Genomic DNA, 21,096 nt, shown 5'->3' with positions numbered 1-21,096 from the left:
GCTCCAGTATTCCACCTTGGCATAAGGCACCATTCGCAGAAGGGTCATTTTCCAGAGCATCTGTCAGAGCATGCTAGAGATTAGGCAACAGCGGACTGAAATATAGAAAATCCTGCCGTCTCTCAATTCACAGGAGACACGGCAGGATTTTATTATGTATACCGGAGTAAACCAGTTCGCGCACATGAACATCTCACATGGCACCGGTTTCCGGGCTACTGACTACTGACTACAGGCACTGACCACTATCGCTCGGAACGGTTGATTGCCGAAATGATGGCCTTCAAGGAACTCGTGGTGATGGATGAGTCAATTCCAACGCCCCACAGTGTCTGTGAACCTTCGTCGGCACCGATCTTGCATTCGATGTAGGATGCCGCGAGAGCGTCGCTGCCGGCCGCCATAGCATGCTCGACATAGTCCTGGACCGAAACCCGAATGTCCAAGGATTCCAAAGCATTCAGGAACGCCGCCAGAGGTCCGTTGCCTTCGCCGCGAATATTGCGCTCGACGGCCTCTCCACTGCCTCCGACACCGCGATCCATGACCGAGGCCTGCAGGATCGTATCGGACCCATCCTCGCCTGACATCACCGAAACGTTGTGAAGCTTGAGTCGTCCCCACCGCACAAGAGAGGCGTCGGCCTGATCGCTCAATGCCCGGCTTGCAACTGTGCTGGTGCTTCCTGATGCCTCGACGGGAAGATACTCGTCCTTGAACAGACGCCAGATATCCTCGTCATGCACTTCGCGCTTCGTCTGATCGGCATAATGCTGAACAACACGGTCAAACTCGACCTGCAGACGCTTGGGAAGATCCAGGTTGTGATTCGACTTGAGCAGGAAGGCCATGCCACCCTTGCCCGACTGCGAATTGACTCGGATGATTGCCTCGTAGCTGCCGCCAACATCCTTGGGATCGATAGGCAAGTACGGCACGAGCCACAGGTAGTTCGACAGATCCGCATTGTCTCGCAACGCAGCCTGCTCTCGGGCTTCGAGACCCTTCTTGATGGCATCCTGATGTGAGCCGGAGAACGCTGTGAACACGAAATGTCCAGCATATGGATGGCGTTCTGAAATCTTGATCTGATTGCAGTATTCGACCGTGCGACGAATCTCAGCCATGTCGGAGAAATCAATCTGAGGATCGATGCCCTGAACAAGAAGATTCAAGCCAAGCGTGCACAGGTCAACGTTGCCGGTGCGCTCACCATTGCCAAGCAAGCAGCCCTCGACTCGGTCTGCGCCTGCCAACACGCCCAATTCCGTCGCGGCGACGGCCATGCCCTCGTCGTTGTGCGGATGGAGCGAAAGAACAATGGATTCACGGTTCTTGAGGTTCTTAGAAATGTATTCAACCTCGTCAGCGAATACATTGGCCGTAGTCATCTCGACCGTATTCGGCAGATTGATAATCATTGGATGATCGGGAGTCGGCTGAATGATATCGGTCACCGCATCGCACACTTCAAGCGAATATTCAGGCTCTGCACCCGAGAAGGATTCAGGCGAATATTCGTAATAGATATCGGTGTTGCCAGCGTCCTTCTCCAAGGATTTGCAAAGCTTTGCAGCGTCTACTGCCAACTGCTTGATGCCCGCCTTGTCCTTGCGGAACACCACTTCACGCTGCAGTACCGAAACCGAATTGTAGAAGTGCACGACCGCTCGCTTCGCACCGCGAAGCGCTTCATAGGTCTTGCGAATCAAGTGTTCGCGAGCCTGAGTAAGCACGACGATGGTGACATCGTCAGGAATCAGCTCTCGTTCGATCAGCAATCTGATGAAATCGTAGTCAGTCGAAGAAGCCGATGGAAAACCGACCTCAACTTCCTTGTACCCCATCTGCATGAGAAGATTCCAGAATCGCAGCTTTCGCTCAGGATCCATCGGATCAACCAGCGCCTGATTGCCGTCTCTCAAGTCGACCGAGCACCAGCGTGGCGCTCTCATGAGTTTCTTGTCAGGCCAGGTGCGCTGCGGGTATTCGAATGGAACCTGCTTATCGTATGCCACATATTTGTGAAAAGGCATTGAGCTAGGCCGTTGCGGCGAACCAACAAATCGTGCAGGAGGCAGCAGCAGATCATTATTACCTCCGTTGGAGCCTGCAGCTTCGGCCGCCAAATCAAACACAGATGAATGATCGTTATCCATACTTCCTCCTTTGCCTTATAAATAAAGACGTAACCATGCACGCACAGTGTTGCACGTGACAATCGGACATTGTACCTAGATTTGGCGCAATCATAAGCGGAGTGTTCATTTTCGAGGAATCTGCGCGCTCATTGTGAACTTGTTGAAGTAGAGAAGCCGAATAATGGCGATATTCGACCGTCATTTCAGCATTTTAAGCCATTGATACTCTGACGAGTTCACAATGAGCGCCGCCACCCGCTTGGGGGGGTGAAAAATTTAGTGGAAGAGGCTTATACCTTGGCGACCCATGCAATAGGCGTTGCCCAGCCAGGTATGGCGCGAATTTGGCCACACGGATGCCAGACGCGGCGCGTTCTGGCTCATCCATATGCTTGGCACACGACCGTCCGGACTGCGCGATCCCAAGAGATTGAAACCGTTCTTTTCCAAAAGCCAGTTAGGATGCTGGGTGGCTATCGAGAGACCTTCTTCGAGAGTCAGTGGCAAACGATCATCGGAATCAATGAGCTTTCTAGCTACATCCGGCTCACGGTTCACATATGCGGTCCCCGTATGAGGGTCGAGCACGATGTAGAACGGTCCCTCTGGAGGCTCAAAACCATGCTGAGGCGTGAACGAGATGATGTCTCTAGGCGGCAGTGTCGTGAAACCAGCCATACGGTTGATGCTCGTTCGCGCAATCAAAGATTCGGGCGAAACCAGTTCGCGCGTCGGTACCAGAACAAAGCCAACATTCAGCTCACTGCCTTCGAGGGCATGAATGATCGGTTTCGCCAGTGCCCTGAATGCCGAATCGCTCATGTCAGCAACATCGGGGTATCCAAGCGCAACAATGCGATCAAGTTGCCGCTGCGCTTCATCCGATGCCCTCGACATACTGACTCCCCTCACCGATGCACTACCGCATGATATCCAAGTTTCATACGACCCCGAGCCGTTCTGGACCCGTCAATTTCAACCCAAACAACAATACGATATGGCTCTCAATCCACCATATGGCTGCAATCCTTGCCATACGCCTCAAGACACATCGTAACTCAATGCTTGAAGGTCATCAGCTATGAATCACCGCTTGAAGTACTTGTCCGCGATGATTTCGGCAATCTGAATCGCATTCAGGGCTGCACCCTTGCGCAGATTGTCGCTGGTGATGAACATGGAAAGACCCTTGCGGCCTAGGACTGCCTGGTCCTGTCGGATTCGCCCAACAAAGCTGACATCCTTTCCAGCAGCCTGCAATGGGGTTGGAATGTCGGTGATGGTGACATTCTGCGCCTTGGCAAGCACGGCGCGGGCATCGTCTGGAGTCACGTCACGCTCGAATTCGGCGTTGACACTCATGCCGTGTGCCGTAAACACGCCGACGCGCACGCAGGTGCACGATGCAGCGAGCTCAGGAAGATGAAGTATCTTGCGGCTCTCATTGCGAAGCTTCTGCTCCTCGTCCGTTTCTTCGCTGCCATCGTCAACGATTCCGCCGATGAATGGAACCACATCAAAGGCAATCGTGCGCGCAACCTTGGTCGGTTCTGGAAAATCGATGGCCGAACCATCGAAAACGAGCTTGTCGGCACCCTGATCGAGCGCAGCCTTGGCTTCGTTCATCAATTGCAGTGCTCCTGCACGTCCTGCACCGGAAACTGCCTGGTATGACGACACGATCAGCCTGCTCAAGCCAAATGCGTCAGAAAGCGGTTTCAGCACCGGCATGCACGCCATGGTCGTGCAGTTTGGATTAGCGACTATCCGGCGGGGAATGTTGTCGAGATCGTCCGGATTGACCTCTGAAACGACCAGCGGCACATCATCATGCAGACGCCACTGTGAAGAGTTATCGACAACGAACGCTCCCTGTTCGGCAAAACGTGGAGCCCAGATCTTCGAAGTGCCGCCGCCAGCAGAGAAAATGGCGATATCGATGCCACTCAGGTCAGCTTTGGCAACATCTTCGACGGTGATCTTCTTGCCACACCATTCCAGCACCGTTCCGGCCGAATGGGCAGAGGCAAGAAAACGCAGATTCTTCACTGGGAATTTACGGTCTGCCAAGATGCGGCGCATCACCATACCGACCTGGCCAGTGGCTCCGAGTACGGCTACATTGATTCCCTGTTCATTGATTAAGGTCATTTCAGCGTCCTGTCCCTCCATAGACGACGGCTTCAACTTGATCGGCATCAAGCTTGAACGCAGTGTGAATCGCTCTCACGGCGTTGTCAAGTTCCTTGAGCGGCACGAGTGCAGAAATTCTTATTTCCGATGTGGAAATCATCAGCACGTTAATGTTTTCATCACTCAATGCACGGAAATAGGTGGCTGTGATGCCGGAATGGTTCTTCATCCCCACACCCACCAGCGTCACCTTGCCCACGTTGGGGTTGACATCAATGCCTGCTGAGTTCCACTCTTTATTCTCGCGGCGCTCAAGAATTTCAGTGACGGCCTTGGTCTGCGACTCAGGCATGGTAAATGAGATGTCGGCAGTGCCCGTCTCTGCGCCTGCCTGCACTATCATGTCGATGTTGATGCCACCTTCGGCAAGAACGGTGAACAGTTCCGCAGCAACACCCGGGCGATCAGGCACGGCGCGCAGCGTCACCTGAGCCTCGGTGCTATCGTGTGCGACTCCTGAGACGACAGGCGACTCAGGTCCATTCAGATCGGGGAAGAGTTCCCCCATGGACTTACCGGCTTCTGTGTTAGTCATATTCATTGTGCCTTTGTTGTCTTGCTGATACTGCTGATGGTACTGATGTTCGAAGCGTTCATGAATCTCTGGCCTGATTCGTCGTTCAGATTCAACCTACTCATTGTGGTATATCACATTGTGGTGCATCACTCCTCGCGGGGAATCAAACGTTCGGGATGCGAGATGGATCCAAGTCATGAGGGAGAATCAGCGTTCCTGGACGATGCGAAAATGAGCTGCGCACATGCAGCGGCATGCTGAATCTTCGGGCATACTCCACGCAGCGCAAGGCAAGAACCTTGGTTCCTGACGCCGCCATTTCCATCATCTCGTCATACGACAAGGTCGGAATGCGTCGAGCGGTCGGAACAATGCGCGGGTCTGCGGTGAATACGCCGTCTACATCCGTATAGATTTCGCAGACATCGGCACCAAGAGCTACTGCCAGCGCGACTGCGGAGGTGTCCGAGCCTCCTCGACCCAGCGTGGTGGCATCGCCTTCGGTACTGACACCCTGGAATCCTGCAACGATACCGACGTTGCCCTTCGACAGTGCCCGTGCCACTCGCTGTGGCTTCACCGAACGAATGTGCGCAGCGCCATATCTCGCATCGGTCACGAATCCCGCCTGTGAACCGGTAAATGAATATGCCTTGTCTCCCTGAGCATGAATGGCCATCGCAAGCAGACTCATGGAGATTCGTTCTCCTGCGGTCATGAGCATGTCCATCTCGCGTGCTGGTGGATTGGAATCGATATCCATGGCCTGATCGATCAGGTCATCAGTGGTGTCTCCCATTGCAGAAACCACCACAGCAACGTCGTTTCCCGCCTTTTTGGTAGAGATAATCCGCTTGGCGACTCTTTTGATCGAATCCGAATCTGCAACGGAGGAGCCGCCATATTTCTGAACGATAAGTGACACATCAATCCAATCTCACAGCCGAACTCATCAGGCACGACATTTTCTCTACAGTTGCAACGATTATACATTCCACATGGGCAAACATGACCATGATGTCCAGAAGAGACCGTTTACGCTGGACGTCTGCCCGACAAGGCACGACCGAGCGTGACTTCGTCGGCATATTCCAAGTCGCTGCCGACCGGCAATCCACTCGCCAAACGTGTCACCTTCAGCTCCAGTGGAAGCAACAATCTACTGAGATACGTAGTCGTCGCCTCACCTTCGATATTGGGGTCGAGGGCAAGAATGATCTCCTTGACCTCATCGCTTCTGAGCCGTTCGAGAAGACTCGGGATTCTCAAATCAGCAGGGCCTATGTTGGACATCGGATTGATTGCACCGCCGAGAACGTGATACACGCCTCGGAATTCACGAGTCCGCTCGATGCTCATAACGTCTTTCGGTTCTTCAACCACGCATATCGTGGTGTGATCGCGCCGAGGATCTGAGCATATCGAGCATGGGCTGGTCTCGCATACGTTTCCGCAGACTTCGCAGAAGCGTACCTTCGCCTTGACCGTGGTAATGGCATCGGCAAGTTCCTGTGCCTCCTGCTGGTCCGCACCAAGCAGATAGAAAGCGATTCTTTGCGCGCCTTTTGGGCCGATGCCCGGCAATCGAGCAAAGGAATCTATCAGTTGCTGAATTGCGCCATCATACGCGAGTGCCATTAATCATTCCCCTGTGCATGCTGTTGACTGTTGCGACGTTGCTGGATATTCCTTGGATTCTGAGGATCATCGGCGGCGAATTCTTCGACTTTCTTCACATTGAACAGCTGCTTGATATCGTCCAATTTCAACGATTGGTCGGTGTTCAGGGACGGATCGTCCATGGAATAGGTGTCTTGCGATGGATCGATTGGGGTCTCACGCTGCAGTACAGCGGTTCGCATAGCCATTTGCTGCACATGGTGAACGGATCCGGTCTGGGCCTTCCGGGGTGGATCCTGCCGATCAGAGCTTCGGGACTGTGCTGAATCAGACTGTGCTGCATCTGGATGTGCTGCATCTGGGTGTTCTGAATCAGGTCGCTGCGAGTCAGATTGCGTTAAGCCAGGCTGCATTGAATCAAGCTGAGCTGCACCGGATTCCAGATTGTTCGAAGCGGCAGGACTGGACTGTTGCGTGTCAGCCTGCACCATATGCGATTGTGCTGGAACTGAAGTTGCGGCGTTGGTCGGCACAGTGCTCGACGTTGCAGCGCTTGACGTTGCAGCGCTTTTGGGAGCCCAAGGGTCAACCGAATCATTCAGGTCTGGCACGGCTACGTGTTTCGTATGCTGGGCAGAACGAGGATGTGTCAAAGGCTTGTTGATGGCAGAACCAAGATTCGATGCCGAAAGACCAGCTTTCTGCAAGGCAATCTGTCTTTTGACATTCGCCACCTGTTCCGGCGACATTCTGCGAGTCGAAGAGACCTTCTCGCCATTCGCCGCCACCCCAGAGGGGAAAATCATGGTTTCAGAGTCGAACGCCTCTTGAACGGCATGCATCACGATCTTGGGAACGCTTGTCTGTCCGTGCACCGACTCTTGAGACACCGCAAGGGCAAATGCATGCTGGCTGAGCGGCACATTGAATGTCATCAGCAGTCGCTTTCTGCCGTGCGGCGCATCCATAAGCGACACGTTGGGAACCCTGTCTCTGCTCACATATGCTCTGACATCGTTGGGAAGACTCGCCACCAGTGCGTCCCAACGCTCGTCGGGGCTCGAATTGTCCATGACCTTACCTTCGGTAGTCGCCGCAGTCTGGCCCTGGACTGATTCGTCAGCATGCTCAGCATGCACAGCTGTGTCATCTACAGCAGTGGCTTTCGCGCTGTTGACATCCCTACTGTTGACATTCGACTTGTCAGAACTGGTCGCGCGGTCAACACTTTCAACACCTTCAACACCTTCAACAGTGCCATCGCTGCCAACACTGCCCGCACGGTGTGTGTGACCTGATTTCTCTGCTTGCGTGTCATTGCTCGAATGCTTCGCCTGTGTCGGGGATGCCACGTCTGCCGGTTGAGCAGCAGATTCGGCATGACGTTCAGAGCCGATGAAGCCTGAACCGTTTCGAGGCACAGAAGTCTTCCCCTGTGCGCTGTCTGCCTGGCTCGCGTGCTGAAGAACCTTGTTTGTTGCGATTGCTTGCGCCTTGGTCTGAGGATGCAGTTCGTCGGCTCGTATGGCCAGCAGTCTTGCAGCAAGGAGTTCCAAACGCATTCGCGGTGAAATGGCACCGCTCATATTCGACAAGGTCACATTGATGGCATCGGCAATATCGTTCAAGGCATGAAGACCCAACGAAGCGCTCTGACGCTGCAATTGCTCAAAGCTCTCATTGTCGTCGTCTGATTCAAGAACCGACTGTGCCTTGGAACCGCTCACGGCAACGACCAGAAGATCGCGAACTCGTGAGAGCAGATCTTCAACGAAGCGTTTGGGATCAAATCCGCCAATGACGACCTTTTCAATCACCGCGTACAGAGCTTCGCCTTGCTGCTGAGCAATGGCGTCGATGGAGTCCGAAATCATGGCATCCGGAGTGAACCCGAGGAGAGCGCTGGCTGCCTCGTGAGTGATCACACCATCTTCTGCACCTACCATAAGCTGATCGAGCACGGACATCGTGTCTCGAACCGAGCCGCCGCCCGCACGCATGGCAAGACGCAGTACACCCGCAGCCGGCTTCACCTGCTCCTTTTCGCATACTTGCTCCAGGTATGGTCCCATGATTTCGGTCGGTACCAGACGGAATGGATAGTGATGCGTTCTCGAGCGAATAGTACCGATGACCTTCTCAGGCTCGGTCGTTGCAAAAATGAAGATGACATGCTCAGGTGGTTCCTCGACTATTTTCAGCAACGCGTTGAAGCCCTGGCTCGTGACCATATGAGCCTCGTCAAGGATGAATATCTTATAGCGGTCTCTTGCGGGCGCGAACCCTGCCCGTTCTCGCAGTTCACGGGCATCGTCCACACCGTTATGGCTTGCCGCATCAATTTCGACAACGTCAATCGAACCGGGCCCGCCCGTAGCCAGGTCCCTACAGCTTTCACACGTGCCGCAGGGATGGCTGGTGGGACCCTTCTCACAGTTGATGCAGCGAGCGAGAATGCGGGCACAGCTGGTTTTCCCGCAGCCTCTCGGGCCGGAAAACAGGTAGGCGTGTGTAAGCTTGCCTGAATCCAAGGCCCTGGAAAGTGGCACGGTCACTTGGTTCTGACCAATCACCGAATCAAAAGTATCTGGACGATACCGGCGATATAACGCAAGTCCCATACTAACCAACCTTACTCATTCTCGACCTTGTCCTGAACGTCTCAAGCATAGTGAGCCGCAACGAACTTATTCGTTCTCAGCAGCATATGAACGCTGTGTCGATTCATCGGCCATGCAAGTCGCGTTCAGCATTCCTGCGGCCCAGCGCGTGACTCGTATGTTATCGAGGGCAGCAATGGGATGGAAACGGCGACTTCCGCTGTAACCATGATATCGTCCTTCTCTATGCTGCAAGAGACAAGCACGGCATCATTGGCAGACGAAGCCCTGCGCGCCTGTTCGCATGGATCGGCATCGCCTTCATACCATGCCTGAGCTGCCACGAGCGCAGCGGAATCCGATGCGGTCTGCGCCTTGGCCTTGGCAAGCAGGATTGCCCCGAGTGTGAGGCAAATCGTCAAAACGACTCCAATGCAACAGACCAGAGCTGCAGCCTGAATCGTTCCTGAACCGGCATCGTGAACCGCATACCAGCGATTGTCGTGCGGCTTGTGCTTGTCCAAGCGTGACCGTCGAGATAGCTTCTTGTGATTCAGCTTCTCGCAACGCTGTTGTTCGCAACACTGCTGATTGCGACATTGCTTCTTTTGGCATCGTGAAGTGCATTGTGGCAACACGTCTGCTCCTTTCATGACTCGTGATGGAAGGCAACGGCCCGTCCCGACATGCGCATCGGCAGAACGCCCAAAGCATCGGCAATAACCGGGCATTGTGTGGAAACCGTTATCGAATCGGCATGCTCGCTCAGCGATACCGTCGCCGCGCTGCCCGCGATGGAACGTACCAGAGCTGAGACTCGAGCGGAATTCTCACTCACCACAATCTCCCGTGCGGCAACGCGCGCAGCCTCCTGACAGTTCAACCCGACTATGACCGTGCGCGTCAGACCAAGAATCAGCATGGCGAGTGCCATAACGACTGGCAGCAGGATGGCGAATTCAGCCGTCACCGTTCCAGAATCGGCCAAAGCACAGCTCTGACGCACGAGCTTCTTGAACTGATGGGAAAACCACACCAAGAATCGATGCCAGCACCCGTATACATGCTCACACCGCGAGCGCACGGTTGACCAGTTCCGTAAGCAAGGCTTTCACTGCCCCGGATTTCAAAATGGCCACCAGCAGCCCTGCAAACCCTGTCGCAGCGATTAATACCACCGCATACTCTGCAGTGGCCATGCCAGATTCCGGTGACTCCACCAGCACTCGCATACGCCGTTCGACTCGGCACATCTGCAACAGCATGCGTTTTCGTATGGTTATGATCCGCAGCTCGTGCAGTCTTCCCAGTCTTCCCTGTGTGCTGCGAATCTGAGCTTGCTGCGCCAATGGACGCTTGCTTATTTCCATGCCCTGCATGATGAACTCCTTAGAACGAATGCCAATATGGTCGTTCCATTATCGAGAAGCAGCAAGGCTGGCAACACCGCATTCAGACAATGTGGTCGAATGTGAATTCCAGAGCAATGTGAGATCCCTAGAAGTGCGAGATCCATAGGAGTGTGACATCCATTGAGAGGTTTTCAGCGAGCCGCCTTACCAACGTTTGCCTTCATCATGCCTTCACCGACGCATAGTTTCAGAACAGATCACTTGCAAAAGCTGCCAGGCATGGGATCACGCCAATCATGATGAATGATGGCAGGAAGCATAAACCCACTGGCAGCAGAATGCGCACCGCCAGTCGTGCACCTGCGTCTTCAATACCACGCTTGTCGTCTCTGTCGAGCTGTTCGATAACCGCTTCGATTCTCAGAATTGGCGAGACTCCATGACGCCATGAGGGTTCGAGCGCCTCGGCAAGGCGTGCATGATAGTGTGCGCATCGCTGTCTGCCGACGGTCAAGCTCCCATGTGTGGATCGGGTGTTTCCTCTCCTTCGAGAAGAACCAATGCCGGTAGCTTGATTCATATAAGAACCCTGTTCTCTCAACCTTTCACGGTTCAAACCACCACCGTTCAGACCACCACCGTTCAGACCACCTCTCGAACCCCTCTGACTCAGCACCTCTTGGCTCCATGCCTCATGCCATGTGGTTCCGTCCTGCAACTGTTGTGCCACTCGTTGCAGGCCTTCTCCAAACTCCCCCTCCAAAGCCTCGCCAACAAGTTCAAGCGCTCTGGGAATCGAGGCACCGAGTCGTACGCATACCGTTATCATCTCCAGCACGAAAGAGAGCGAAACATGCAGTTCGCTTTCTTCACTGTGGAATTCTCCATGTCGTCTTGTTCTGAGCAGAAGCAGCACGAGCACGCCTCCGAGAAGTCCCGCGCATGCTGGCATGTTCATGTTGACAATCCCTTCTTCAACGATTGCGTCCACGCCAGCCCACATGCGTAGAGTCCGAGCCCGATGGCAAGGCATATGGCTCCAGAGAACGTGGTGAAGAGAAAACGCATCGTCTTCGCTCCTATCAGCTCACCCAAGGCAATCGATACCAACGGAAGCCACGACAAGAGACGAATGGTGGCAAGCGGCATGGAACAAGCCTGCGAGCGTAATGCTTCGATACGCTGTGAGCGGCTGAGCGATGCACCCACAGCATCCAGACACTTCACCATCTCGCAGCCAGACTGGGCGCTCAGCCTATATGCAGCAAGCAGATGATGCGCAACTCGAAGGGTTTCTGCACGATTGCCACGTCTGCCGTGCGCCGCTTCGACAAGATTCATGGCACGCTGCAGATTCAACTCCTTCGTTGCAAACTTTCGACCGGCAAGCTCTTCAAAAGCGGTGACCACATCTGAACCGTTGCGCAGCAGTGACGACAATGACGCAATCAGCGCTTGCGTGCCCATATGATGCGCGCCTGGGATACGCGAGCGCCCGAAGCCTGAACCAACTGAGCCTTTTGATGCGAACAGAGCCGAATTGCCTGATGCTTCGTCAATCATTCGCAATCGTGCATTCCATCCAAGCTGTCGAAGGGATCTGTTCACCAACCACACCGAGCACAGCAGCAGCGCAATGGATGCCAGCCCGCAGGCAATGTCATCGACACGATTCCATATCTCAATAAGCTGCATGGTCATCCTCGCCTCGTGTCTGGTCATGACTGACGTGGGAGCGATGCAGAAACTCGGTACCCATCGTGTCCGAGTGAACTCCCGAAGCGCGAATCACGGGCATTTCCGATGTCATCGAAGCAAAATCCGAATTCTCGACATCCCAGCGAGACATCACATGCTGAAATGCTGAAGAACATTGCACTGCAGAAGAGCCGTCCCATACTGCCAGACTTCGGCCGACGCATGCATCTGATGCAAGCTCCAATCTGCCAATCTGAGCCAATCGACGCTTGCCGCGATGCCGTGCCAGATGCAACACTATGTCGAATGCTCCGATGGAAAGCATATTCAGGGTCTGCATGTTCAAGCCGGCTTGCAATCCCAGTGAAAGCATGCGCGCTGGCACACGTTCGACGCTATCGGCATGCAAAGTCGCCATGCCCCCGTGGTGCCCAGAATTGAGAGCCATCAGCAGATCAGTGATCTCTGCGCCACGGCACTCGCCAAGAATCACACGATCCGGTCGCATGCGCAGCGTGGCTCGAAGCAATTCGCTGAGCGAGACAGCTCCCACACCTTCGACATTCGCATCGCGCGTCGCCATCGCAATATGGTTCAGCCTGCCGATGTCTCCGAGCTCTCTGGTCTCCTCAACGGTGATGATCCGTTCCCGACTTGAACATTCCTTGAGCAGCGCCTTCAGCAAGGTTGTTTTTCCGGTACCAGTACCGCCCGTTATCAGAATATTGGCATGACCAAGAGCGATATTTCTTAAGACCTGCACCCATGCTCTGGGAATCATGCCCCAATCGCACAATGTGGAAAGAGATGCATGCACCCGATCAGGGAATCGTATGGAAATTGAAGCTCCCTGCGGCACTAATGGTGCAATCACGGCATTGATGCGCAACCCATCCGCTGTCGAAGCATCGGCTATAGGGCATGAATCATCGAGCCGTGCACCACATTGCGAGCACAGCTGCACAGCGAATTCTCGCACTATATGCGGCGATTGCAGCCATTGCGGCCTGCCTCGTTCCTCCATGCCCTCGCCGCGATCAGTCCATACGCGACCATCCGCAGTGATCGCGAGATCAGTCACGCGCACATCGTCAGCGAACTCCTGTAAAGGGCCTAAGGAAATGGTAGTGGCCGTTGCGTGGTCTCGGCGCTGTGAAACCGCTGACTGTTCCTTCGTTGAAATGAGCATGATGGCGCTTGTTCTCTAGCGGAATCGTCTGTTGCGAGCGCTTGTTTCTGCCACATGCGACGGAAGCTTGTGTGCCGATCTTCCCACGGTGTCGCGCTCAATCGTCGCCAACAGCGTGCGATACTCTTTGGGAATCGAAGCGATGCCCAGACCTTGCACGATGGACACGCTCAACGCCCGGCGTGGCAGCATCGCATCGGCTATGGGCATCTGCAGATATGCCTTGGCATCAGCATCATTCATCCGCACCGATTGGCTGCATGCCAGATGTGGATGCATGCCGACGACGAGTACCTGTTCCTGACCACATTGCCGAATCAATCGCGTCAGATGATGCTTTGCGCGAGCCATGCCGAGCACTGACATCTCAACAAGCATCACCAGGTGCAACTGGTTGGAAAGACCATAATCAGCAATGCTGTCTGCACAACCATGTGCACAGCCCGCATCGATGACCACAAGATCATGCATCTGGGTCATGGCGTCCACGGCAGCCTTGATTTCCCATGCCTTCACCATCGAACCATCGCCGCGCGCCGCAGTATTCCATGGATCTGCGGCCAACACGGGCATGCCCTCCCAATGCGGCAATTCCAAGCACAGTGCCTCGCCTGACAGATGGCCGAGCGGCGCAGAAATCTCGCTCATTCTCAATCCGCTCTCGCCTTCGATGCCCAGTATCACGTCCAAGCCACCTTCATGTATGTCGAGATCGACTAGCGCAGTCGTTCTGCCTGCTTGGGAGATGTGCAGGGCAAACATGGAGGCAAGCGTCGTCAATCCCAAACCTCCACTCGGTGCGGTGAACACCACAGTCTGTGCCGAGTTCGCATGGCGGGATGGCATACGGGTGCCGGAAACGCCGGAACCGTTTGTAACATGTTCAGTAGTCATATTGCCATTGAAATCGTCCTATACGTGCTCTGCAATCCAGATCAGGCACTGTGGTCGAATGTGGCATCCAGGATGCGACACGCCGAGAAATTCGGACTTGGCTAGGACTTCACACAAATGAACATTCACCCGAGAGATACAGCACATCAGATAACAATCTCCCGGGTTCTGCTCACTTCTCATAACAAAAAACAAATAAATGTCACATTGCACAATTCTGCACTTCAGAACTTGAATCCTTAGGCCAGAAGAGCATAATAGTAACTGCAAGGAAAACAGAAGAGAGCAGAAGCCCACAAAGGTATATGGTCACGAGGACCAATATGTTGGACGGGCATTGGATGGACTTACCGTTGCAACAAGGATGTTGTGCAGAGATTCTGCCACTGTTGAACTTGCAGGGAACCCCCTCATCAGGGGGTTCCCTTTTTTACGTTTTACGAGCTTCCTCACATTCAGGTGGGCACATCAGCATCAAGCGCTCACAGACGCTGCTGAAGTCGGAGGCGCATCACCACCACGGCAGCCATAGCGCATGGCGTGCGCGCATCAGCCACATCGCACGTCTGCGTCGTCTAGCTATCGCAGCGCAAATCAAGGCACCAAGCAGCAGAATTCCTCCCACTGCCGGTATCCATAGGAAGTCTCGCTTAGCATCGGGAATTGGGGAAACAGGTTGTGGAATATTGCCTCGATGACCTGAAACCAACAGCCTGTGCGTGTTGATGCCATATGGCGTACATGTCATCAATGTCAGTCGTTCCTCTCCCTCGACCAGTCCCATCTTGGAAATATCGGTTGGTACGATGACCTCGACCCGATCGACAATGTAACCAAAGGTTCTTCCCATAGTGGTGACATACATTTCATCACCCTTTTTCAATTCGCCAAGACGCGTGAAGAACAGAGCCGTTGGCAGACCACGGTGGGCTGTGATAACGGTGTGCGAACCCGGCTGATCAACAGGAAAGCTAGTGCCGTACAGATGACCTGCACCTGAGTTGAGCGTCTGCGATGATGTGCCGTGATACACGGGAAGTTTCACAGAGATTTTTGGTACTTCAACAGTGCCGATCATTCCACCACCCTGATCAAGGATGCTCATATATTCCTTGTCTTTTTCAGAAGTGGTCTGACCTGTAAGCTTTGACGCTTGATTCATTCCGACAAGCTCGCCCAATGCGGTAGAAACATCCCCCTCGTGATCGGGTGAGGAATACGGATCATTCAATTCACCGGTATTGTGAGGGCCCGTTGCGAGCAGCTTCTTGTTGTATTCACGAGCCTTGGCAAGAGCCAGCTCACCCTCGGGGTACGGCCATTGTGCAACCTTGCGACTGGATTCCTCGGCAATCAGTGCAAATTTATAAGCATTGTAGGACTGAAACATCATAGGGTACATGACGATGATGAGTCCGAGGAACACGGCGAGAAAAGCAAAATATCGGTAGATTGCCGCCTTCCTACGCAGCTTGACTCGCAGTTCACCAACCTTGCGGGCATTTTCAACCGATTCGGCAAGAAGGGCGTCAAAATCCAAACCTTCATTGTCTTCGTGAGCGTATGCTCGCTCACGCTCGTACGAGATAAATGACTGCCTTGCTTTCTTGTTATGCTTCCCCAAGCCTTGCTGCGTTCTCCCCTTCTTAGCAACCACCATCACTCCTTATCTCATGAAGAATGCTCAACTTGTGAAATCAGATTTCCTTGCGCAACTGCTTCATTCTCAGTTTCATTTTCATTCTTCTTTTTTCTTTTCATTACCATGCCCAACACCATGAGAATCATCGCGACAATGAGGAAGAGAAGGATCCCAATACCTGTCTTTGCCAAGGTATCCTTCCATGAGATAGGCGTGATGGCAGCAACATCCTGCGATGTTTTACCATTCAGAATGTCAATCTCGTGAGCGTAGAAGGTGTGTTTCACATGATTGACGTCATCAACCCATTCCGTTGTTGCTGGTCTGATGTAGCTTGGCAGTCCGGTACTGTGCATAAAGCTGGCACCCGCGTGTATATATTCGGTCGCAAGAACCTCGGTTGGCCGTGAATCCGAATCATAAACCGGCGAAACTTGAACGGTGAACTCGACCATATCTAGATTGCCGGGATCATACCCATCGGGCTGCTTGGTCTCCTTGACCGTGTAGTCCACATGTGCTTCAAGGCCGATAATCTCTATGCGACCATCAGAGTTTGCCTGCAACAGCGTGTCGGAAGACTGCTCACAGGGAGCGACCCCAATGCGAGTGTATTTTCCTGCTTTATTTATGAAACATTGCTGTTCGTCGCCTTGGGAAAGTGTGAACTCTGCGCCAGCAAGAGTCTGATTCGTATGTGAATCGACCTTCGTGATAACTATCGGGAAGGTAAACACAGACACTTCGCGGGCTTTGGCTGTTGCAAACAATGTGGGCATGCTGAAATCGGTGTAATCGTCTGCACCCGGGTTGCTGCTGAACATCGCAGAGGCGACGCTCCAGTCTTTCGTCCACGGACCACCATCGAGTTCGTCATACGCCTCAAGCGGCGAGGCGGCATCATCGTTCACTGTATGGAGTATCTGTTGTTCGAAGGTGACTTCGACGTCTGCTCCTCCATTGGCCCGGAGAATCCAGCTTGGGAGTTGGATGGTCTCGCGCACCTCGCCACCAGCGTTTGGCAATCCTTGTACAAATCCGAAGCAAGGGTCTGAGGTATTGCTAACTCCAAGGACGCAGGAGTCCGAATAGTGCAGTTCAGTACTTCCTACAAGCACATGTACATCGGCAATCTTAGGGTTGCTGCCATCTACGTCAATTGCTGAAAAAGCGGAAGAATAATCTATCGCAATGTCAAAGCGAACTGGATTCTCAGCTTCTGGCTCCGATTCGGCATCGCTGAGAATAACCTTGCCGGAATCCTTCTTGAATATCGCAGGTATGTGCGATGCCGCAAACGGCTCGGGCCGAGACGCAGACGCACCGCCGCCATGTGATTGCTTCTTGAATGCAACATTTGACGTCTCACCGGTATACGATCCATCATTCCCCTTGCGATTGAATGCATCAAAGTTAGGGAGGACTGCGGTAACAATGTAGGGTACCGTGTCACCGATTCCAAAAGTCGGCTTGTCTTTCTTGACTGGATCGTTGATATTGATCGTGATGTTGACTTCGTCGCCCTTGGCATTCAATACACCGAGATACCGGCGAATTTCGATACCGTCAGATTTGTACAGGTCCATCAGTGTGGTGATCCCAGCACCATCGGTTACGGGAATCTTAGTGCCTACGAGCATAGGGGCCACTATCGTGCTTGAGGAAAGATCTTCGGAGGAAAGCACGGCTTGCGTGGGAAATACGAGATAGATGCCTGGAATCAGACCCGTGAACTGCACCTGCCCTGGATTCTTGGTTCCCTGAGACTTCGACGCGTTGGGAAGGCCAAAGCATGGACTATCCACTCCTGGCGTGCAGCCCGGCGATTCGATGATATTGTCAGCCATCCATTCAACCAGAGTCTTGAGCGGCCCATTGGAAAGGATATCAGGATTGAGCCAAGGGTCAGAGTCATTGGTATTGGCGCCCATCTGCCATTGGGCGGTCGCCCATACCAGAGGGTCTCGGTGTTCGATGTTTCCCTCGGCATCGATGGCAGGGGCAGGACTCGAACCATTGCGCGCATTTTCTAAGCAGGCAATCTGAGCTGCGAGCACCTGCTTGAAGTTCTTGTTACTGATGGTCGAATTATCGCACAGGGTTATGCTGCCTATGTTGTTAGATGTTGCGACCGTTTGCAAACCAACCCCAACTGGTTTGCCATTGTTTTGAAGAATATTGACGTAGTCCGCTACCTGATAACCGAGGTATTCCCTGCCGGACACCGGCGACCCGCTGATGGTTATGCTCGCGTCTGTTATTGGTGTTGCCTGAGCCACGCTCATCGGAGAAACAACTGCCAAGGCAACGGCACTGAGAATCAGTGCGAAAAGCGTTGACAAGGCTGATAGATGCAGTCGGTCTTTCATCATGTTGCTCCTAGTAGAGTCGTTGTTCAGGAAGGGTTATGAGAAAGTCCCTCTCCCAATCCTCGGGGGTGGGAGAGGGACTTCACTGACGGCGCGTAGCTGAATGCGTGCTACGACATGTCGCTGGTGTTAGAATGCCGTTGCGTTTGCTTCAGCCTTGGCGCTCTTGCGGTGTGCACGAACACCGATGATGGTTACTGCGGCACCTACAGCAACGAAGAGAGCAATGCCAATGCCGCCCGTGTAAGGAAGGTTGGAAAGCGCTTCCTTGGTGTCGCCGATAGTCACAATTGTGTCGGTTGCGGTCAGCCACACATCGGTGGTGGTGCTCAGTTGATAGTCAACCTTGCTGACTGTCTGGGTGTTCAAATCCCAGGTGGGCACAATGGTGACACTGAAGGAACTCACCTTGAAGTAATCACTAGGAGCATTGGTTTCCGTGAAGATGTATTCCCCGGCCTCAAGGCCCTTGACTGTAAAGCGGCCAGTGCCCGTGTTAGAAGTAATTGTGGCCGAACCGGTTGGGGAATACTCATACACGCCAGCGGACTCCTGCGAGAACGTCAATGGAGTTGCCGGAGCACTTGCCTTCGCAACCGTGAACGTCGCACCTGCAAGCGGGACGGAGTGGTCAGCCTTGTCAACCTTCGCCAAATCGATACCGAAGACATACGCAACCGCGTTATCAGTGCCGCCATTGCTACCTCCGGTGTGAGTAGGGTCCTCATATACAACCCAGTTGGTGTTGTCGGCAAGCTGGCCACCATTGGTTGCAGCGGTGGCTGACACAGCGTTGTCATTGATGACAGCGGAATACTTGATACGGATGATCGTTCCGGCAGCCACCGGGATTGTCGTGGTAGGCACTGTCGTTAGGTTGACCCAGGCAGAACCGTTGTACTCGCCATACAATGTCTCCAAACCGGTGATTTTCAGCTTGTCGGCGTTCTCATGTGTTATGGATCCACCCGGCAGCAAGCCCGCAACGTCGGTAGTGTCTGAACCAACGAAGATCTCAACATCGGTAACCGCCGGACGTGTCAACGCAGTTGGGAAAGTATCGGTGATGGTCGACGTCCAGGTCGACTGACTTCCTGGGATCGCTGGAACGGGGAAAGTCACTTCGTAGTCAACGGTGTCGCCGATGTTGAAACCGTTGGTGTCACCAACGATGGTTTTGCCGACGAAGGTGGCGTCATTCTTCAACTGAGCCACGCCAAGCGCTGGCTTCTTGTCAACGCCGCCGTCCGCAAAGTCAACAAAAGCGTTCTTGGTGGCGTTCCAAGCCTTGGTGCCCACGATGATGGGCAGTGAGTGACCGGATGTAGTCTCAGCTGTGGAGTCAACGATGAGATACAAGCCCTGCGTCAAGGCTGTGAAGCTGATGGTGTCACCAGCAATCGCCCCACCGCTTGTAAAGCCGGTACCTGTGGCAGTGGTGTTGCTGGTCTTGAAGTTCGTATCCCCGGCTAGCTTCTGTGCAAAAGCCTGCAAATTGCCTGCATATGGGGAGACGGCCGAGATTGTGTCATCCGTGTTTGGACTTGTCGGGTAGCCCAGCCAGTTCGCTGCAACCCAGTTAGCTGGTTTGTCGGCATCAATGGCGGTTGCTTCGGCACCAGCATTAACCGCATCAGTCTTGATTGCAGTGTTAATGGGGTCGTTTTGAGCTTTAACAACAAGCGACTTGATATTGCCACTTGCATCGTAGGTGATCCCATCATATTCACCGATGAGATAGGCGGTGTAGGTGGCGCTAGCAGCACCATCTTCTTTTACGTTTACCGTGATGGTGGCATCGTTCGCAGCTGCGTTTGCAGTGTGTACGAAGCCGAAGCCAGCCAGTGCGACGGAGGCAGCAGCAACTACCGCGGCCACCCTTTTCGCACGAATCTTCGTGTCCATGGTCGTTTTCCTTTAACTGTAGAACCTTTTCTTCCTGATAGAAACCGCCGCTTGGCGCAAACTCTATGCGCAAACTTCGTGCTTCTCAGCCGACTTATTGTGAGGTATGCCCCAACCCCCGCGATATACCTGAGCTGCAATCTGAAAGACAGTAATCTCACATTCACAAACTCCAAGGAGCGGTCACACCCTTATAAGTCGACACCCTATACAGAATAACCATTGTTATACCTTACGTCAATTTTTCAGTAATTCTGCTCACAGTGATTACATTTCACGCATGGATGCCTCGTCTGACAATCACCAACAAACGTCAGAAGCCTGCACCATGCAACGCTCCGTCACCTAAATACGCTCCGTCACCCGAATACAGAGTCATTCTGCCTTGAATACCCAACATCGCAGGTGGTGCCGCTGACGGTAAAGTTGGCTGCATACCGGGGGCTGGCGTTATGAAGCCCCTCGTTGTACACCAGCATCGGACCATATTGAGATGGGCCTGTGCCAATGTCAACGCGAACGATGAACGAATCGCCGTCATCAAGGCGACCGGAGAGCCTGAGGCTGTCAAGATATGCGCCAGTGTCATTGTTCACTGCAATCCAGTCGCCAACCCATAGTTCGTCATGGAGACTGGCCAGAATGGCGAGCCTAGCAATGAACGCCCCACGGCACGCGACATTCACCTTTGCGATGTTGCCAAGATGGAAGTCGCCCAGCAATTGATCGCCATGAAACTCAACCAAGGGTTTGCCACTATTGGCAAGCATGAGCTTTTTGATGCTGGACGGCGAGGGAGGGTTCTCAAACCCGTGTTCAGTGGCAAAATCAGCAAGCGAATGCGCCATCACGTCATAGTCGATGTGCCCATCGACTATTCCCGTGAGCATGCGCTGAGACAATTGCTCCGAAAGCGATACGTCGTCATGAATTGTTGCGAGAATCTCTTGAATTCTTCCCATTGGAGTGCCTTTCA

The 21,096-nt window shown here is 53.6% G+C and carries 18 protein-coding genes; all 18 read right to left on the bottom strand.

The features are described from left to right. Nucleotides 1-245: 245 nt before the first annotated feature. Nucleotides 246-2,159 (bottom strand): 2-isopropylmalate synthase, encoded by a 1,914-nt coding sequence (gene leuA / locus QN215_RS02295; RefSeq protein WP_369344524.1) that lies wholly within the window; start codon nt 2,157-2,159, stop codon nt 246-248. 258 nt (nt 2,160-2,417) lie between these two features. After that, nucleotides 2,418-3,038 (bottom strand): DUF5701 family protein, encoded by a 621-nt coding sequence (locus tag QN215_RS02290; protein WP_369344523.1) that lies wholly within the window; start codon nt 3,036-3,038, stop codon nt 2,418-2,420. Between the two features lie 189 nt (nt 3,039-3,227). Next, nucleotides 3,228-4,292, bottom strand: coding sequence for an aspartate-semialdehyde dehydrogenase (locus tag QN215_RS02285; RefSeq protein WP_369345035.1), 1,065 nt, complete (start codon nt 4,290-4,292; stop codon nt 3,228-3,230). Between the two features lies 1 nt (nt 4,293). Further along, a complete protein-coding gene (locus QN215_RS02280; protein WP_369344522.1) occupies nt 4,294-4,869 on the bottom strand; it encodes an ACT domain-containing protein in 576 nt (191 codons plus the stop codon). Between the two features lie 145 nt (nt 4,870-5,014). Continuing rightward, a complete protein-coding gene (locus QN215_RS02275) occupies nt 5,015-5,776 on the bottom strand; it encodes an aspartate kinase (protein WP_369344521.1) in 762 nt (253 codons plus the stop codon). Nucleotides 5,777-5,886: 110 nt separating this feature from the next. After that, complete coding sequence (gene recR / locus QN215_RS02270; protein WP_369344520.1) at nt 5,887-6,489, bottom strand: recombination mediator RecR; 603 nt, start codon at nt 6,487-6,489, stop codon at nt 5,887-5,889. Continuing rightward, a complete protein-coding gene (dnaX, locus tag QN215_RS02265) occupies nt 6,489-9,092 on the bottom strand; it encodes a DNA polymerase III subunit gamma/tau (RefSeq protein ID WP_369344519.1) in 2,604 nt (867 codons plus the stop codon). The genes recR and dnaX overlap by 1 nt, the downstream gene beginning before the upstream one ends. A 125-nt stretch (nt 9,093-9,217) precedes the next feature. After that, complete coding sequence (locus QN215_RS02260; RefSeq protein ID WP_369344518.1) at nt 9,218-9,595, bottom strand: Rv3654c family TadE-like protein; 378 nt, start codon at nt 9,593-9,595, stop codon at nt 9,218-9,220. Between the two features lie 125 nt (nt 9,596-9,720). Beyond that, nucleotides 9,721-10,107, bottom strand: coding sequence for a TadE family type IV pilus minor pilin (locus QN215_RS02255; RefSeq protein ID WP_369345034.1), 387 nt, complete (start codon nt 10,105-10,107; stop codon nt 9,721-9,723). A gap of 31 nt (nt 10,108-10,138) precedes the next feature. Continuing rightward, nucleotides 10,139-10,441: a DUF4244 domain-containing protein gene (locus tag QN215_RS02250; protein ID WP_369345033.1), complete on the bottom strand. Its 303-nt coding sequence runs from the start codon at nt 10,439-10,441 to the stop codon at nt 10,139-10,141. Nucleotides 10,442-10,670: 229 nt separating this feature from the next. After that, nucleotides 10,671-11,381: a hypothetical protein gene (locus tag QN215_RS02245; RefSeq protein WP_369344517.1), complete on the bottom strand. Its 711-nt coding sequence runs from the start codon at nt 11,379-11,381 to the stop codon at nt 10,671-10,673. Then, nucleotides 11,378-12,124: a type II secretion system F family protein gene (locus QN215_RS02240; RefSeq protein ID WP_369344516.1), complete on the bottom strand. Its 747-nt coding sequence runs from the start codon at nt 12,122-12,124 to the stop codon at nt 11,378-11,380. Before QN215_RS02240 ends, QN215_RS02245 begins: the two co-directional genes overlap by 4 nt. Beyond that, the gene (locus QN215_RS02235) at nt 12,105-13,310 is read right to left on the bottom strand and encodes a CpaF family protein (protein ID WP_369344515.1); all 1,206 of its coding nucleotides are present in this window, start codon (nt 13,308-13,310) and stop codon (nt 12,105-12,107) included. The genes QN215_RS02240 and QN215_RS02235 overlap by 20 nt, the downstream gene beginning before the upstream one ends. Before the next feature lie 15 nt (nt 13,311-13,325). Beyond that, nucleotides 13,326-14,204: a hypothetical protein gene (locus tag QN215_RS02230; RefSeq protein ID WP_369344514.1), complete on the bottom strand. Its 879-nt coding sequence runs from the start codon at nt 14,202-14,204 to the stop codon at nt 13,326-13,328. A gap of 511 nt (nt 14,205-14,715) precedes the next feature. Continuing rightward, nucleotides 14,716-15,864 (bottom strand): class C sortase, encoded by a 1,149-nt coding sequence (locus QN215_RS02225; protein WP_369344513.1) that lies wholly within the window; start codon nt 15,862-15,864, stop codon nt 14,716-14,718. 11 nt (nt 15,865-15,875) lie between these two features. Further along, nucleotides 15,876-18,218 carry a prealbumin-like fold domain-containing protein gene (locus QN215_RS02220; RefSeq protein ID WP_369344512.1) on the bottom strand — a complete coding sequence of 781 codons (2,343 nt, stop codon included), beginning with the start codon at nt 18,216-18,218 and terminating at the stop codon, nt 15,876-15,878. Nucleotides 18,219-18,344: 126 nt separating this feature from the next. Next, the gene (locus tag QN215_RS02215) at nt 18,345-20,120 is read right to left on the bottom strand and encodes a SpaA isopeptide-forming pilin-related protein (RefSeq protein ID WP_369344511.1); all 1,776 of its coding nucleotides are present in this window, start codon (nt 20,118-20,120) and stop codon (nt 18,345-18,347) included. A 359-nt stretch (nt 20,121-20,479) separates the two neighbouring features. Beyond that, nucleotides 20,480-21,082, bottom strand: coding sequence for a hypothetical protein (locus QN215_RS02210; RefSeq protein ID WP_369344510.1), 603 nt, complete (start codon nt 21,080-21,082; stop codon nt 20,480-20,482). Nucleotides 21,083-21,096: the final 14 nt, after the last annotated feature.

This window comes from Bifidobacterium sp. WK041_4_12 (genome assembly GCF_041080795.1).
GTDB lineage: Bacteria > Actinomycetota > Actinomycetes > Actinomycetales > Bifidobacteriaceae > Bombiscardovia > Bombiscardovia aquikefiricola.
This window is presented reverse-complemented; position numbering and strand designations above follow the sequence as displayed.